The 16,825-nt window shown below is 37.7% G+C and carries 13 protein-coding genes and 2 tRNA genes; 12 read left to right on the top strand and 3 right to left on the bottom strand.

Annotated elements, in window-relative coordinates; genetic code table 11:
• Positions 1-130: 130 nt before the first annotated feature.
• Positions 131-204, bottom strand: a tRNA-Met gene (locus FHS59_RS20005).
• 256 nt (positions 205-460) lie between these two features.
• Here FHS59_RS20005 and FHS59_RS20000 point away from each other — a divergent pair.
• From FHS59_RS20000 to bshB1, 8 genes are all read left to right on the top strand, one after another.
• Entirely contained in the window at positions 461-856 is a 396-nt protein-coding gene (locus FHS59_RS20000; RefSeq protein ID WP_184497413.1) for an START-like domain-containing protein, read from the top strand.
• Between the two features lie 71 nt (positions 857-927).
• Positions 928-2,724: an LptF/LptG family permease gene (locus FHS59_RS19995; protein ID WP_184497411.1), complete on the top strand. Its 1,797-nt coding sequence runs from the start codon at positions 928-930 to the stop codon at positions 2,722-2,724.
• A gap of 61 nt (positions 2,725-2,785) precedes the next feature.
• Positions 2,786-3,061, top strand: coding sequence for a 30S ribosomal protein S15 (gene rpsO, locus FHS59_RS19990; RefSeq protein ID WP_184497409.1), 276 nt, complete (start codon positions 2,786-2,788; stop codon positions 3,059-3,061).
• A 102-nt stretch (positions 3,062-3,163) separates the two neighbouring features.
• Positions 3,164-5,311 (top strand): polyribonucleotide nucleotidyltransferase, encoded by a 2,148-nt coding sequence (pnp, locus tag FHS59_RS19985; RefSeq protein ID WP_184497400.1) that lies wholly within the window; start codon positions 3,164-3,166, stop codon positions 5,309-5,311.
• 62 nt (positions 5,312-5,373) lie between these two features.
• Positions 5,374-6,237 (top strand): sigma-70 family RNA polymerase sigma factor, encoded by an 864-nt coding sequence (locus FHS59_RS19980; RefSeq protein ID WP_074224021.1) that lies wholly within the window; start codon positions 5,374-5,376, stop codon positions 6,235-6,237.
• A gap of 183 nt (positions 6,238-6,420) precedes the next feature.
• Entirely contained in the window at positions 6,421-7,365 is a 945-nt protein-coding gene (gene trxB, locus FHS59_RS19975) for a thioredoxin-disulfide reductase (protein ID WP_184497398.1), read from the top strand.
• A 9-nt stretch (positions 7,366-7,374) separates the two neighbouring features.
• Entirely contained in the window at positions 7,375-8,418 is a 1,044-nt protein-coding gene (locus FHS59_RS19970; RefSeq protein ID WP_184497396.1) for a peptidoglycan DD-metalloendopeptidase family protein, read from the top strand.
• Positions 8,419-8,435: 17 nt separating this feature from the next.
• Positions 8,436-9,155: a bacillithiol biosynthesis deacetylase BshB1 gene (gene bshB1, locus FHS59_RS19965; RefSeq protein WP_184497394.1), complete on the top strand. Its 720-nt coding sequence runs from the start codon at positions 8,436-8,438 to the stop codon at positions 9,153-9,155.
• A gap of 2 nt (positions 9,156-9,157) precedes the next feature.
• Here the strand turns inward: bshB1 and pdxH are convergent, their stop codons facing one another.
• Positions 9,158-9,793 carry a pyridoxamine 5'-phosphate oxidase gene (gene pdxH / locus FHS59_RS19960; protein WP_184497392.1) on the bottom strand — a complete coding sequence of 212 codons (636 nt, stop codon included), beginning with the start codon at positions 9,791-9,793 and terminating at the stop codon, positions 9,158-9,160.
• Between the two features lie 102 nt (positions 9,794-9,895).
• Between pdxH and FHS59_RS19955 the strand changes: the two genes are divergently transcribed.
• From FHS59_RS19955 to FHS59_RS19945, 3 genes are all read left to right on the top strand, one after another.
• Complete coding sequence (locus FHS59_RS19955) at positions 9,896-10,465, top strand: YqgE/AlgH family protein (protein WP_184497390.1); 570 nt, start codon at positions 9,896-9,898, stop codon at positions 10,463-10,465.
• A gap of 48 nt (positions 10,466-10,513) precedes the next feature.
• Positions 10,514-12,520 (top strand): DUF349 domain-containing protein, encoded by a 2,007-nt coding sequence (locus FHS59_RS19950; protein ID WP_184497388.1) that lies wholly within the window; start codon positions 10,514-10,516, stop codon positions 12,518-12,520.
• A 99-nt stretch (positions 12,521-12,619) separates the two neighbouring features.
• Positions 12,620-12,692 (top strand) — tRNA-Thr (locus tag FHS59_RS19945).
• Between the two features lie 253 nt (positions 12,693-12,945).
• Here FHS59_RS19945 and FHS59_RS19940 read toward each other — a convergent pair.
• Positions 12,946-13,683, bottom strand: a complete 738-nt coding sequence (locus tag FHS59_RS19940) for a hypothetical protein (RefSeq protein ID WP_184497386.1) — start codon at positions 13,681-13,683, stop codon at positions 12,946-12,948.
• A gap of 365 nt (positions 13,684-14,048) precedes the next feature.
• On the opposite strand from FHS59_RS19940, the gene FHS59_RS19935 reads away from it, so the two are divergent.
• On the top strand, positions 14,049-16,742 hold the full coding sequence (locus FHS59_RS19935) for a DUF7133 domain-containing protein (protein ID WP_184497383.1): 2,694 nt from the start codon (positions 14,049-14,051) through the stop codon (positions 16,740-16,742).
• The last annotated feature ends 83 nt before the right edge of the window (positions 16,743-16,825 follow it).

Here is a 16,825-nt window from a genome sequence, read left to right as displayed (position 1 = left end):
GCTTATTTCTGATAGCCTTTGTAGTCCCGAAGATTTCGGGAGGAGTTGAACCCGTGTCCGCCGCGGCGGATATGAATCCTGCGCTCTATTTGATTAAAAAGAAAAAGGCTTCCATTTCTGAAAGCCTTTGTAGCGAGGACGGGAGTTGAACCCGTGACCTCAGGGTTATGAATCCTGCGCTCTAACCAACTGAGCTACCTCGCCAGGTATTTTTTAAATTGGTTAATATCAATATTTAGGTTTTTTAAATACCTAATAAACTTTTTCAGGTATTGAAATTTGAAATTAATGGCTATATTAAACCGCCGAGGAACTCCAAAATTCCTAGGTCTAAATAAAAAATATTTAAACCTGAAAACCTCCCTTGCGAATGGGAATGCAAATATGAGGTCTTGTACTGTGAAATGCAAGTTCTAGTTCTTTAAAAAAGTGAATTTTTCGCAAAGAAAAAGTAGATATCATGGTCAAAAATAAATTTGTTGCTGATTATCAAATCAATGCCTCTAAAAAAATTGTTTTCCAATATTTGAGTACTGCGAGTGGATTAGAGGAGTGGTTTGCAGATGAAGTCAAAATAAACGAGGATAAAAATTATATTTTCAATTTTGATAACGAAGATCATTATGCCAAGCTCGCCTCAATCCGGACAAACTCCCATGTGAAATTCGAGTTTTATGATCCCAGTAATCCAGAAAGCTCTGATAATTCTTTTATTGAATTTAAACTTGAGGAAAACGAATTAACTCAAACACTTTTTTTGAAAGTAATTGATTATTCTGATGGCTATGATGACGAGGAACTCACTGCTATTTGGGAAGGTCTTATTGGTACGCTCAAAGAAATTATTGGTGGGTAATGTGAATACAATTCACCATTTTTGAACTTCATTTCTAAAAGGACGTAATTCCGGTTGGAAGTAAGTTGTGCATGAAAAAACTCGATAAGCTAATTCTAGGGTCTTTTATAGGCCCATTTTTATTAACATTTTTGGTTGTTGATTTCATATTGTTGACAGTCAACATGCTGAAGTATTTCGATGAGATTTTCGGCAAAGGCCTGGGCTTTTGGATTTACATGGAGTTGATCTCCTATTTTGTAATCAGTATTTCTCCAATGGCATTACCCTTGGCTGTGCTTCTTTCCAGCTTGATGACTTTTGGAAACCTAGGAGAGCACTTTGAGCTAACAGCAATTAAGAGTAGTGGAATATCCCTAGTCAGAGCTTTAAGACCTATTGGGGTTTTTGTTATTGTTTTGGCATTTGCAGCTTATTTATCTAACAATCATCTTGTACCAAAAGTCAATCTAAAAACCTTCAGTTTACTTTATGATATCCGAATGAAATCACCGGCCTTGGATATCAAGGAAGGTGTTTTTTATGATGGAATCCCTGGATATAGCATTAAAGTAAATAAGAAACTGGATGATGTCAGACTTCGTGATATCATCATCTATAATCACAATGGAGTTCAAGGAAACCTTAATGTGACACTTGCAGATTCTGGAAGGATGGAGCCATTTTTCAATGATAATTACATGAGGCTCACTTTGTATAATGGGACTAATTACAAAGAGTCTAGATCCACTAGGGGAATTTCCGAAAAGCCAGTGGAGTTTACCCGGGCAAAATTTGATGAAAATGTGATCATTTTTAATCTGGATGCATTTCAGATGAGTAGAACTCCTGAGGATCTATGGTCTACTAATAGGGCAATCAAAGATATAGCTGGAATCAAGGAAGGTTTGGACTCTATCAATACTTTGGTAAATGACAAAATCTTCCAAAACTATCAGTCTGCAGAATCCATTTTTCCATTCTTTACAAGAGAGCGGAGCTTAGATCCTTTGCCTCGAATTCAAGAGCGTAGAGCTTACGATGATTCTATTCGTCAAATAAAAATGATGAAGGAGAGGGCTATTACGGATTCTCTCGGTAGGGTAAAAGAAAGACAGGACAGTATCCAAAGAGCACAAGTCATAGAGAATAACCAAAAAGATACGATTGAGGATAGACCAGTTCTTAAAGCGAATATTTCAAATTCTACTAAGACCTTAGAAAGTGATTCTTTGTTTCTGAAAAAGAGGATCAGGAGAAATGATGATGTTGTTTCTGCTTCTGTTGAAACGAATGAAGGAAATCAGGATTCAACCTCCGTGCCTATCTCTGAGCCTAAAGAAGAAGTTAAAGTTACTCGAACAGCTCCTTTAACTGCTCAGGAAAAAGCCAGAATAGATTCCATTATCTATAAAAGAGGTTATATGTCTAATGCCTTGACTATGGCCACCAATAATGCCCGAAACCTCAAGAACTCTTTTGATATTAAAAAATCTCAAGTTGAAACTGATGAAAGGGAGTATAGAAGGTATGAAATAGCCTGGTATCAGAAATACACTCAAGCATTTGCATGTTTCGTGATGTTTTTGATTGGAGCACCTTTAGGAGCGATTATCAAGAAAGGTGGTCTTGGAATGCCCGTGTTACTTTCTATAATCTTCTTCATAATTTATTATATGCTGACGATTTCGGGAGAAAAATGGGCGAAAGAAGGGATTGCAGACCCATTATTTGGGACTTGGTTTTCTAATTTGTGTCTATTGCCCTTTGGCTTGTTCTTCTTAAAACAGGCTAGAAAAGATGCCAGATTATTTGAACCTGATTTTTACCAAGGTTTATGGAAATCTCTCCAAAATAGGCTGAAAGTTCTTCGCTCAAAATCGGCCTGACCTTTTATTATTTGAATATTAGCCTTACCTTTGTGGTTGTTTTATAAAAATTTAGCTAAACATGTATTTAAATTCAGAGAAGAAACAAGAGTTGTTTAAGAATCATGGACGGTTAAAATCTGAAACTGACACAGGATCTCCTGAGTCTCAGATTGCCCTCTTTACACACAGAATCAAGCATTTGACTGAGCATTTGAAGTCAAACAAGAAGGATCACTCTTCTAGACTTGGTTTGTTGAAGTTAGTAGGTAAGAGAAGATCTCTACTTGACTATCTTCATAAGAAAGAAATCGAGCGATACAGAGCTATCATTGCCGATTTAGGAATTAGAAAATAACCCTTTTGTAAGGTTCTCTATGTTGAGAACCTTACTTTTTCTTTTTTTGGGGTATCACTCATATACTTTTATATTTTGACGCTTTCATACTAACACGTATTTATGTTACCAAACTTGATCACCAAATCCATCACACTTGAAGATGGAAGAGAAATTATTATTGAGACAGGTGCATTGGCTAAACAAGCTGATGGAGCTGTTGTAGTGAAGATGGGAAAAGCTATGCTTTTGGCTACCGTTGTATCCAAGAAAGAAGCAGGCGAAGGGGTGGATTTTTTGCCTATGTCCGTTGATTACCAAGAGAAATTTGCTTCTTCTGGAAAGATCCCAGGAGGATTTTTGAAAAGAGAAGGAAGACTTTCTGATTACGAAATTTTGATTAGCCGTATCGTTGATAGAGCGATTCGTCCGATTTTTCCAGATGATTACCATGCAGATACTCAAATCGCCATTACTTTAATTTCAGGCGATGAAGATGTGCTTCCTGATGCATTGGCAGGACTTGCTGCTTCTGCTGCTTTGGCAGTATCTGATATTCCTTTCAATGGTCCTATTTCTGAAGTTCGCGTTGCGAAAATCGATGGAGTATTGAAAATCAATCCAACTCCAACTGAGTTGGAAAAAGCTTCTTTAGAATTTATCGTAGCTGGTTCTCTTGATTTTATCTTGATGGTAGAAGGAGAGGCTAACGAGATTCAGGAAGAAGAAATGCTTGAAGCGATGCAATTTGCTCATGAAGAGATCAAGAGACATTGCCAGGCACAGATCGAACTTACCAAAATGGTAGGTAAAGAGGTAAAAAGAGAATACAATCACGAAAAGTCTGATCCAGCACTTTTCGATAAGATGAAAGCTGAGCTTTATGATAAGCTTTATGCATCTGTAAGCAAGCAGATTGCTAACAAAACTGAGCGTTCTGCTTTGGTAAAAGAGATTAAAGAAGAATTTGTAGCAAGTCTAGGTGAAGACCATGGTTTTGAAGCAAGTCTGATTGGACCTTACTTTAGCAAAATCCATAAAGAAGCGGCTAGAAATCTTACTCTTGACGAAAAGAAAAGATTGGATGGAAGAAAGCTTAACGAAGTAAGACCTATTTGGTCTGTTGTTGACTACCTGCCATCTGCTCATGGTTCTGCTGTATTTACCAGAGGTGAAACTCAATCTTTGACTACTTGTACACTGGGTACAAAAATGGATGAGATGATGGTAGATGGAGCTACAATCTCAGGTTATAATAAATTCTACCTACACTATAATTTCCCTGGATTCTCTACTGGTGAAGTAAAACCAAATAGAGGTCCTGGAAGAAGAGAAGTTGGTCATGGTAACCTTGCCATGAGAGCTTTGAAAAAAGTGCTTCCTCCTGCAGAAGAAAATCCATATACTATTCGTATCGTTTCTGATATTTTAGAATCTAATGGTTCTTCTTCTATGGCTACCGTTTGTGCCGGTTCATTGGCATTAATGGATGCAGGTATTCCAATTAAATCAGCAGTAACAGGTATTGCAATGGGGATGATCTCAGATGCAAAAACCGGTAAATATTCTATTCTCTCTGATATTTTGGGAGATGAAGATCACTTAGGTGACATGGATTTCAAAGTAACTGGTACTGCAAAAGGTATTACAGCATGTCAGATGGATTTGAAAGTAGAAGGTCTAGATTATTCTGTTTTGAAAGAAGCTTTGCTTCAGGCAAAAGATGGTAGACTTCATATTTTGGATGAAATCACTAAGACTCTTGCTGCTCCGAAACCAGAATTGAAGCCTCATACTCCAAGATCATTTATGATGATGATTCCTAAGGAGTTGATCGGTGCTGTTATCGGTCCAGGTGGAAAAGTTATTCAGGAAATCCAGAAAGATACTTCTACTACTATCGTGATCGAAGAAGTAGACAATCAAGGTAAAATCAGCGTATTCTCAGCGAATCAAACCAATATGGATGCAGCAATCAGCAGAATCAAAGCGATTGTTGCACAGCCTGAAATTGGAGAGACATACACTGGTAAAGTGAAAAATATTCAACCTTTTGGCGCATTTGTGGAATTTATGCCGGGTAAAGATGGTTTACTACATATCTCGGAGATCAAATGGGAAAGAGTAGAAACCATGGACGGTGTCTTAGAGCCAGGAGAAGAAATTATGGTTAAATTAATCGATATCGATAAAAAGACCGGGAAATTTAAGCTTTCTAGAAAGGCTTTATTGCCAAAACCTGAAAAACCTTCTCCAAAAGAACAAGGTTAATCGAGTAATTGATTATTTTGAGAGTATCTTATTAAATAAAAATTCACAAATCATAATTCTGAATGAGGCAGCTAAAAATTAGCAAACAGATTACCAACAGAGAAAGCCAGTCACTGGATAAATATCTTCAGGAGATCGGTAAGGTAGACCTGTTGACAGCAGACGAAGAGGTAGTTCTGGCCAAAAGAATCAGAGAAGGCGACCAATTGGCATTGGAGAAGTTAACAAAAGCCAACCTGAGATTTGTCGTTTCTGTAGCAAAGCAATATCAAAACCAAGGTCTTTCCTTGGGTGATTTGATCAATGAGGGTAACCTTGGTTTGATCAAAGCTGCACAGAGATTCGATGAAACTAGAGGTTTTAAGTTTATTTCTTATGCAGTTTGGTGGATTAGACAATCTATCCTTCAGGCATTGGCAGAGCAGTCTAGAATTGTTCGTTTGCCATTGAACAGAGTCGGTTCTTTAAATAAAATAAGCAAGACTTTTAGCGAATTGGAGCAGAGGTTCGAAAGAGAGCCATCTCCAGAAGAGTTAGCAGAAGTTCTTGAAGTAACTGCCAGTGAAGTGGTGGATACAATGAAAATCTCCGGTCGTCACGTATCTATGGATGCACCATTCGTTCAAGGTGAAGAAAATAGCCTTTTGGATGTATTGGAAAATGACGGAGATGAAAAACCAGATGATGGTTTGATGAATGATTCCCTTCGTAAGGAAGTTCAAAGAGCCCTATCGACTCTTACTCAAAGAGAAGCTGACGTAATCACTCTTTATTTTGGATTGAACGGAGAGCATGCGATGACTTTGGAAGAAATTGGAGAGAAATTCAATTTGACCAGAGAAAGAGTAAGGCAGATTAAAGAGAAAGCAATCAGAAGGTTGAGACATACATCTAGAAGTAAGACATTGAAGCCCTACTTGGGATAAAAGTCAAAAATCAAGGAGGGGCTTTTAGCCCCTTTTTTAATATCCATTATTCAATCAGTCTACTGTAAAATTCCGATGATTTAATAAAAATCAATCTTTACCCTCTTAGGGAATTTTAACAGGTAGTGCTATTGTTTACCCATCATAATTGACAAAATTTAACCGATTTAATACAAGCTATTAATGAATCAAGAGATTGAAAAGGTAAGGGTGCTAATTGTAGGATCCGGACCGGCAGGTTATACTGCAGCGATTTATGCCTCTAGAGCAGGATTATCCCCAATTTTGTACACTGGTGGCCAGCCAGGAGGTCAGCTTACAATTACGAATGATGTGGAAAATTACCCAGGATATCCGGATGGAGTTATGGGTCCACAAATGATGGAAGATTTCCGTAAACAAGCAGAGCGATTTGGTACTCAAGTAAGATATGGATTGGTAACCAACGTGGATTTTTCTGTTAGCCCCAAAGTGGTAACAGTAGATGAGCAAGTGACTATCCATGCTGATACCGTTATTATTTCGACTGGAGCTTCTGCGAAATGGCTTGGTTTGGAAAGCGAAACAAGACTAAATGGAAAAGGAGTTTCAGCTTGTGCTGTTTGTGATGGGTTTTTCTTTAGAAACCAGGAAGTTGCAATCGTAGGAGCAGGGGATACTGCCTGTGAAGAAGCTACTTATTTATCTAATATTTGTAGTAAAGTTTACATGATTGTCAGAAAAGACGAAATGAGGGCATCTCAAATCATGCAAAAACGTGTAATGAATAATCCTAAGATCGAAGTCCTTTGGAATTCAGAAACTGATGAGGTTTTGGGAGAAGAAGAAGTAACCGGTGTAAGAATTCTTAACAATAAAACAGGAGAAAAATCAGAATTGGCAATTTCTGGCTTCTTTGTTGCTATTGGACACCAACCAAATACCGAGATTTTCAAGGATTTTATCCACATGGATAATGCTGGCTATATAAAGACAATTCCAGGAAGTTCTAAAACAAACATTGAAGGTGTCTTCGCATGTGGAGACGCGCAGGATAATGTGTATAGACAAGCTGTTACTGCAGCTGGAACTGGATGTATGGCTGCCTTGGATGCGGAGCGGTATTTGGCCGAAATCGAGAATCCATAAACCCAATTCATGAGGTCTTCCATTCTAAAAATCATTTTAGGAATTACATTGAGCATTGGTTTCTTTGAAGCCAATGCTCAAGTTTTTCCTAAGATTATTAAGAGAAATAATTCTAGTACGAATACTACCGGAACTCAGGAACGAAAAAATATTGAGTTAAGATCTTTTGACCAAGAGTCATATCTTAGAACGCTTTCTTCAGTAACTGATTCCATCATATTTGAAAATAATGTCAATCTAGGCAAAGTCAGATCTATTGTCAGCGAGGATCCCAATGTAATGATTTGGGCACCAACCAATCAGTTGGTAAAAGTGTCTGAACAGATTCAAATTGATAGTATTTGGATTACAGCCTATGAGTACTATTCCAATTGGGATAGCAAGAAGATCGATATTTACAATTTTGATCCGAAGACCTTTACAGATACTGTAAATATCCGTTTGTACGATCCCTATTTTGGTTATGATTGGAAAATGCCACTGGCCACAACTCCCGTTACCTCGACTTTTGGATCAAGGTGGGGCAGGTGGCACTATGGAACTGACCTGGATTTAAATACCGGAGATCCTGTTTACAGTGGATTTGATGGTATTGTGAGAGTACGTTCTTATGATCGCTATGGCTATGGTTATTATTTGGTGATCAGGCATAAAAATGGTCTTGAAACGCTATATGGACATTTGTCTAAGTTTTTGGTCGATGTAGGCCAAGAAGTCAAAGCAGGTGATTTGATCGCAAAAGGAGGTAGCACAGGAAGAAGTACAGGCTCACATTTACATTATGAATTGAGGTATAGAGGTCTTCCTTTTGATCCACAGAATGTCTACGAATTCGACCAAGCAAAAATTATCGGTCCCAATTTCTTAATCACCCCGAATACTTTTTCCCATGTGGTAAAAGCAAGAACTGCTGCTTATCATAGAGTGAGAAAAGGTGAGAATTTAGGTTCGATAGCAAGAAAATATGGTGTATCGGTCAATACACTCACCCGACTGAATGGCATCTCTACCAGAAGTATTTTGAGGATCGGTCAAAACCTAAGAGTTAGATAAAAGAAAAGAATTTAAAGATGACAAAGTTAGATATATTGGTAATTGCAGCTCATCCTGATGATGCGGAGTTAGGCTGCTCTGGAACAATCTTATCTCATGTTGCAAAAGGGTATAAAGTAGGAATTGTAGATCTTACCCAGGGAGAGATGGGAACTCGTGGAACTCCCGAAATCCGACTTCAGGAAGCTGAGGAAGCTGGTAAAATCTTAAAGTTGACCGCTAGAGAAAATCTAGGATTTAAAGACATTTATTTTTTGAATGATAAAGCTCATCAATTAAAGCTTATTGAAGTTATCAGGAAATACCAACCTGAAATAGTAATCGCAAATGCTGTAACTGACCGCCATCCCGATCATGGAAAAGGGTCTGAATTGGCCAGTAAAGCTTGTTTTATGAGTGGATTAAGGAAAATTGAGACGAGTTACAATGGACAGAATCAAGAGCCTTGGCGACCAAAATTTGTCTATCATTACATTCAAAACAATTATATCAATCCAGATTTCATCGTAGATATTACTCCATATTGGGATGAAAAAATTGCCAGCATTATGGCTTTTAAGTCCCAATTCTTTGATCCCAATAGTAAAGAGCCTTCAAGTTTTATTTCTGACCCTGAATTTTTGCCTTTTATAGAGTCTAGAGCGAGAGATTTTGGTCATCGGATCATGACTACTTATGGCGAAGGATTTACAGTGGAAAGGTATATCGGAGTTGATGATTTATTTGATCTGAAATAATCTTAGGGAGCTAAGATTGATAGCTCCCAATCACCATTTTCTTGAAGCTCATAGCAAACCCGGTCATGCAGCCTGCTTGGTCTTCCTTGCCAGAATTCCATGTAATTTGGAGTCAATCTATATCCGCCCCAATGAGGAGGTCGCGTGATGGGGGAGTTTTCAAATTTTTTCTCTATTTCTTTCTGTCTCGAATGAAGCTCTTCTCTTGAGTTTATTTTTGTGCTCTGAGGAGATGTCCATGCGCCAATTTGAGATCCAATCGGTCTGGATAAAAAGTATTCGTCAGATAGTTTTTCAGAGACTTTATCAATATTTCCTTTAATTCTTACCTGTCTTTCAAGTTCCGGCCAAAAAAATGTCAATGAACCAAATGGATTTTTTTCCAGCTCTCTACCTTTTTGACTTTGGTAATTGGTAAAGAATACAAACCCAGTGTCTACCTCCTTCAATAAAACGATTCTGCCATTGGGAATCCCATCTTCTCCAAGAGTAGAAAGTGTCATTGCATTAATTTCAATAACTTTTGCATCTAAAGCTTCCTTAAACCATTGATCAAATTGACTTAATGGGTTGGGTGATAAGTCATTGATATTCATTGATTTTAAGCTGTATTCTTGACGGATAGCTGAAATATTCATCGATAATTTATTTTGAATAAAAATTATTGGATAAATGTACCATCGCTATTGATTTTAAAAAATTATGGTCTATATTTTTCTTTTAATTATACCAACTAGTGAATGAACCAAGATGAAAGACTAACACCAAAGGCAGGAGATTTATTACTTTCTGAGCCATTTTTACAAGATGAAAATTTTGTAAGATCCGTTGTTTTGCTCTGTGAGCACAATGAAGAAGGAAGTTTTGGATTAATAATCAACAAATTATCAATTCTGAAATTGGGAGAATTGGTTGAGGATTTGGAGTTTTTGGACTCTGATGTATTTGTGGGTGGTCCTGTTGAGCAAAATACCCTGCATTATATTTACCTGGGAGAGAAGGAATTAGATCGAAGCATCCAAATTGGAAAAGATTTATGGTGGGGTGGAGATTATGAACAATTGGTAGAAAAACTGAAAACCGGATTAATGGATCCAGAGAAGGTTAGATTTTTTATCGGATACAGTGGATGGGGAGTCAACCAATTAGAAGAAGAATTAGAAGATAAAACCTGGATTGTTTGTAAAGAGGAATTGGATGCCGAAACATTTGAATTTACCCCTGATGAGCTTTGGAGGATGCTTTTAAAAAATATGGGAGGTGAGTTTAAGGTAATCGCAAATTATCCCCTGGACCCAAGATTAAATTAGGCAAAATCCATACTTTTGCCCATATTGCCTTGAAATAGTAGTGTTTTTATGACTGAGAAAAGTAATGAAATGTCCGACAAGGACAAGGTGACTCAAACCTCCCAAAATGAAGAGGTAAAGGGTATCGAAAAAGAACAAAATGTAGAATCTACCGAAGAGGCTTCTGCCGAGGAAGTTACAGCGGATGCTGAATCTGAAAATGCGGTAGAAAGTAGTCCTGAAGTAGAGTCTAAAAAAGAAGAAGCAGCAGCAGAGGAAGTTGTTGAGGTTCAGAACGAAGAAGTTTCTGAGTCAACTGAAGAAGTAGCTTCTGAGGATACAGACGAGGAAGAAGAAGATCAGGAGGAGGAGCATGAGGAAGAAATTGATCTTAGTACACTTTCCAAAATTCAATTAGTTCAATTGGTTAAGGAGAAATCCCAGCAGGGAAATGTCCTTAAATTGGATAAATTAATCCATAATATTAAAGCTGCCTTTGATGAATTCGTCCACAAGGAAAGAGATGAGGCTTTGGCTAAGTTTAAAGAAGAGGGAGGAGCAGAGGATGATTTTGACTTTAGGCCAAGTGAAGAAGAGAAGGAATTCAATAAATATTATTACGAGTTTAGAAAACAGGTAAATACTATCCGAAAAGATGCTGAAAAGCAAAAGGAGGAAAACCTGAATGCAAAAACTGAATTGCTCAACAAGTTGAGAGAATTGGTGGATGGTGAGGAAACAACTCTCAGCATGTCTTCCATCAAAGCAATTCAGGAAGAGTGGAAATCTATTGGTCCAGTTCCTTCCTCTCAAAACAGAAGTCTTTGGGCAAGCTACAATGCCTTGATGGATCGTTTCTATGATAATAGAAGCATCTATTTCGAATTAAAAGAGCTTGACCGCAAAAAGAATCTTGAGAGCAAAACAGAGCTTTGTGAGAAAGCTGAAGCATTGAAAGATGTAAAGGATCTAAAAGATGCAATCAAATCACTAAACGAACTTCACGAGGAATTCAAGCACATTGGTCCGGTACCAAGAGAAGAGCAGGAAGCCCTATGGCAACGCTTTAAGGCGGCCTCTGATGCTGTTTATGACCGTAGAAAAGAATTCTATGAAGGTCAAAAAGAAGTTTTCCTTAAGAACCAGGAAGAAAAAGAAGCTTTGATCAAAAAGCTGGAGATATTCTCTGATTTTAAAGCTGAAAGAATTAAAGACTGGAATACCAAGACCAAAGAGATTCTGGAAATCCAGAAAACTTGGGAGAAAATAGGTCCAGTTCCAAAAGAAGCAGGAAAAGAGGTTAACAAATCTTTTTGGACTGCCTTTAAGAACTTCTTCCACAACAAGAATTTATTCTTTAAGGAACTAGATGAGATCAGGGCTACCAATCAGGCAAAGGCTGAGGAATTAATTACGAAAGCTGAAGCTTTGATGAACAACACCGATTGGCAAAATACAGCCAATCAATTGGTGAAGTTGCAGCAAGATTGGAAAAGACTGGGACCAACTCCTGAGAAGAATAGAGATGCTTTGTATAAGAAGTTTAAAACTGCTTGTGATACCTTCTTTGATAACAGAAGAAATGCTAACAAGCAGAACAATGAAGAATTCGAGGCAAATCTTCAGAAGAAGCAGGAAGTGATCAAGGAAATTGCTGCTGCAAAAGAACCAAGCGAGGAGAATCTGACCGAATTGGTTGGGAAATTCAATGAACTGGGATTTGTTCCAAGAAAAAATATGAAAGAGGTTCAGGCTCAATTTAAGGATGCTGTAGATGCATATTTGGAGAAGCTAGATCCTGAGTTTGATCGCGAAGATTTCTTATTCCGTTTGAACTTGAACAAAATTCAATCTGATCCTAATGCTTCGAAAACTTTGAATAAGAAGGAGCATGGAATAAGAAAGCAGATTTCTGATTTGGAAAACAACATCACTCTTTGGAAAAACAACCTGGAGTTTTTTGCAGCATCTAAGACTGCAGATAAATTGAAAGATCAGTTTGATGTGAAGATTCAAAAAGCAGAGGAGGAGATCGATAAGTTGAAGAAAAAACTATCGATCCTGAGAGAGTTTTAAATTTTTCTCTCTCAGAATTAGAGAGATAGAAAAAATCTTTTGACAGGGTTTGGAGCGAATAATAGCAAGGCCTATATTTGCACCACGTTAAAGGAACAAGCCTCCTTAGCTCAGCTGGTAGAGCAACTGACTTGTAATCAGTAGGTCATTGGTTCGATCCCGATAGGAGGCTCTTTAAACAACAAAAACCACCCATTCAACCGGGTGGTTTTTTTATTTTAGGGGTTTGATACCAATCCATTAATGAGGCTATTTTTTGTTTATATTCTTTATTCTATTTCAACTGATCGATTTTACATTTGACAGACTGAAAATCTTGAAGAAAGATTAATTCAACATAATACAGGGTACTTTAAAAATTCATATACCCATTCGGTTAAGGATTGGGTTGTTTTTGTGTTTTGGGCAGGATTGAATTTTCTATTTCAATTTTGCCAAGCATCTACTTTTCCATTTACAACATATACATACTGACCTAGACCATAAACGTATTGTTTTCGATTTGAATATCGAGTTACTGTGGTATTTATATCATCTGGATTTCCCCAACTATCGATAAGCATTTCTTCTGTCATACCTATCCAGATCTTCTCATTGGCGATTCTTTCACCTACCTCTTTTCCATATTTTTTATGATATTTCTCCCTTCTTGATTGCAATCTGTTTTGGAAGTCAATCCTTCCTTGAGTCTTTGCATTTTTCAACATGACATCTGCAATGCTATCATTTTTTCTAATCTGCTCTTTTTCTCTTTCCTCCCAAGAATCCCTATATTCTTGTCTTTCCTTCTCTTTTACTTTATTTAGTGAGTCATATTTTCTTAACTCCTCTTCTTTCCTTAGTTTATCCAACTCTTTTACTCTTGCAATTTCATTTTCTAGTAAATGATTTTCTTCTACAAAATATGAGGATATAAACCCGGTAATGCCCTCGAATTCAACTTTAAATCTTATTGTAGTTGACCCGGAGGGATTGATTACTTCTAAAAATGTAAGAAGGTCTCCTTTATTAAGAGTTTTTAATGACTTAGAATTAGTTTTTTCTCCTTCGGTTAATTTGGCTCCATTGGTTTTAACTTTTAACACTAGGTCTTGAGTTTGCCCATATGAAGTCCCGGAAAATACAATTATTAAAAAAAGTGCAAATAAACAGTTCTTGAGCATGGTTTGATTCAAATTATTGGCTGTATTTCTACTGTAATTTACCTATTTAATCTATCATCTTTTATTCATGAAGTTGTTCTTTATTTGTTTGCTGTTTAATAAATAAAGTGATTTCTGATATTAACCTGTACTATTTTAAATATTTCATATTTGTTTTGGTCCAGCTTATTCTTTGAAGACTGATATAAAGTAATACTCTTTATACTTTCCAACGTGTTATCATTTCTTGTCATCATTTTAATAGAAATCAGGTGGATTTTACTTTTTCGGTAGCCTCATTGTTGGAATAATACTATAATTTGTGCCTGCTTTATAGAAACGGATACCTTTCTTTTGCTTAATGATTTATTCAACCTTCCTAATAGATGCGTTACCTAAATAAAATCTCCTTACTCTCAATTTCAACTGCCTTTGCTTTTTTGGCATGTGAATCCGAGAAATCGCCTTTTGATGTTTCTCCAAATGATTCCTTTGATCCAAAAAGATCAGAACAACCTTATCCACAAATTGCAATTCCGGAAGGGGTTGATCTGGAATCTCCAACTTGGAAAGGAATAGACCTTTCTCCAAAACCGCCTGTAATTCCGGTTTCAGCAAATGAAGAGAAAAAATCATTTGTTCTTAAGCCTGGGTATAGCATTGACCCAGTACTATCAGAACCTCAAATAAAGGAGCCTGCAGCCATCCAGTTTGATGGGAACGGAAGAATGTATGTTCTAGAGTTAAGAACCTATATGCAGGATATTGATGCCAATGGGGAGTTGATGCCAACATCCAGAATTTCTAGATGGGAAGATAAAGACAATGATGGGGTGTATGAAACAGGTGTAGTGTTCCTGGATAGTTTGGTGTTCCCTAGGTTTATTGTGCCTTTCGGTCCCAACACGATTCTTTCGATGGAGTCAAATGAAGACCATGTCTATAAATTCACCGATACAGATGGGGATGGTAAAGCAGATAAAAAAGAACTTTTTGCTTCAGGGCTAGGTAGATCAGGAAATGTTGAACATCAGACTTCCTTTCTTACTTGGGCAATGGATAATTGGATGTACAGTACTTACAATTCCAAAAGAATCCGTTGGACAGCAGATGGTGTGATTCAAGAACCAAGCGGTAATCCCTGGGGACAATGGGGAGTGACTCAGGATAATTATGGAAAGCTTTGGTTTCAAGATGGTGCAGGTGGAGTACCACAAGGATTTCAGTTTCCCATCGCTTATGGAAACTTTAGCGTGAAAGGACAGTGGAGAGAAGGTTTCCGAACTCCTTATAGCCTTGTGAAATTGGCTGATTTCCAGCCGGGAATGAAAGAAGTCAACCCTGATGGATCTTTGAATAATGTAACTGGAGCAGCCGGAAGTGATGTTTACAGAGGAGATAGACTACCAAAAGAGCTTGTTGGGCAATATTTCTATGGTGAGCCTGTAGGTAGAATTGTTCGTCAAGTAAACACAGAAAACGAGGAAGGCCTAACATATATCCAAAACGCCTACATCGAGTCCCAATCAGAATTTATCCAATCTACGGATCCTTTATTTAGGCCTGTCGATATGGCAACCGCTCCTGATGGTACCATGTATATCGTGGATATGTACCGTGGGATTATCCAAGAAGGAAACTGGACTCAGGATGGAAGTTACTTAAGAACGAAGATCCAGCAATACCAAATGGATGATGTAATTGGGAATGGAAGAATTTGGAGGCTTACCTATGAAGGAATGCCAAGAAATACTGAAAAGCCTAGAATGTATGAGGAAACTTCAGCTGAACTAATCAGACATTTGGAGAACCCTAATGGATGGTGGAGAGATCAGGCTCAGCAATTGATGATTTTAAATCAAGACAAATCAATTGTTCCTGACTTAGAGAAAATGGCAAAGACCTCTTCCAATGAATTAGCGAGAATCCATGCAATTTGGACTTTGGAGGGATTAAACTCTCTGGATCTTGAGCTGGTTAGAGCTCTGTTTAAAGACGCAAACCCTAAAATTCGAATTGCGGCATTAAGAGCTAGCGAAACTCTTTATAAATACGGTGAAAAGAGCCTAGCGGAAGATTACAAGCAAATGGCTTTGGATAAGGATCCGAATGTGGCCATCCAATCTCTTTTCAGTGCATTTATTTTGAAGATAGATGGAGTAGAGGAATTGATGGCTTCCACCATGAAAAGTAACCCTTCAAAAGGTGTTGAATTGGTAGGAACTCAAATATTGGAAAAAATTGCCGAAGCAAAAGAAGCCGCTTCAACCAAATTTGAACCAGCGGAATTGGCATTATTTACCAAAGGAAAGACAATTTTTGATAGCTACTGTTCTACTTGCCATGGGCCGAAAGGATTGGGTTCACCTGCAGGAGACGGCCAATTAATCGCTCCTGCATTTTCTGGGTCACAAAGAATTCAAGGACATCCTGAATATGCTGTTAAAACCCTTTTACATGGCCTAACTGGCAATCTTGAGGGAAAAGAATATGAAGGTGTGATGATTGCCATGGATATGAATGATGACGATTACATTGCTTCTGTGCTTTCGTATATTCGAAATGACTTTGGGAATTCTGCAAGTTTTGTAAGTCCTGAATATGTGGCTCAAATCAGGGAGGAAACCAAAGATAGAGAGGGTAATTATAGCTTTGAAGAATTGACTTCTGAGGTTCCAAAATCATTAGCACCTCAAGATAATTGGGTTGTAACTGCGAGTAGCACTGCTTTGCAAGGAGTTGGTTCAACCAAGGATCCATCTTATGCATTTGGATTTAAGGGATGGAAAACCGAAACTGAACAGGAGTCAGGAATGTGGTTCCAAGTTGAACTTCCAGACGCACATCAATTGGCAGAAATTCAGTTTAATTCCGGAAAAGATGATTTCCCAATTTCCTATACTGTTTCAACGTCTCCCAATGGCAATAACTGGACTGAAGTGGGCTCTGGAAAAGGAGAAAGTGGCGTAAACAATCTAAGATGGAAGTCTGATGACCGAGTTAGATTTATACGAATTCAAGCTAAAGAAAAAGGCGGGAAACCATGGGCTATGAAAAACCTGGTTCTCTTTGCCCGATAATTTTTAATTGGTTTAAAAGTCGAGAGGTTAGCGAAATTTTCGCTAACCTCTTTTGTTTTTAAAGTATTGAAAAATAGTTGTTT

The sequence above is a fragment of the Algoriphagus iocasae genome, assembly GCF_014206875.1.
Taxonomy (GTDB): domain Bacteria; phylum Bacteroidota; class Bacteroidia; order Cytophagales; family Cyclobacteriaceae; genus Algoriphagus; species Algoriphagus iocasae.
The sequence above is the reverse complement of the archived record's forward strand: the minus strand, read 5'-3'. Positions and strand labels throughout refer to the sequence as shown.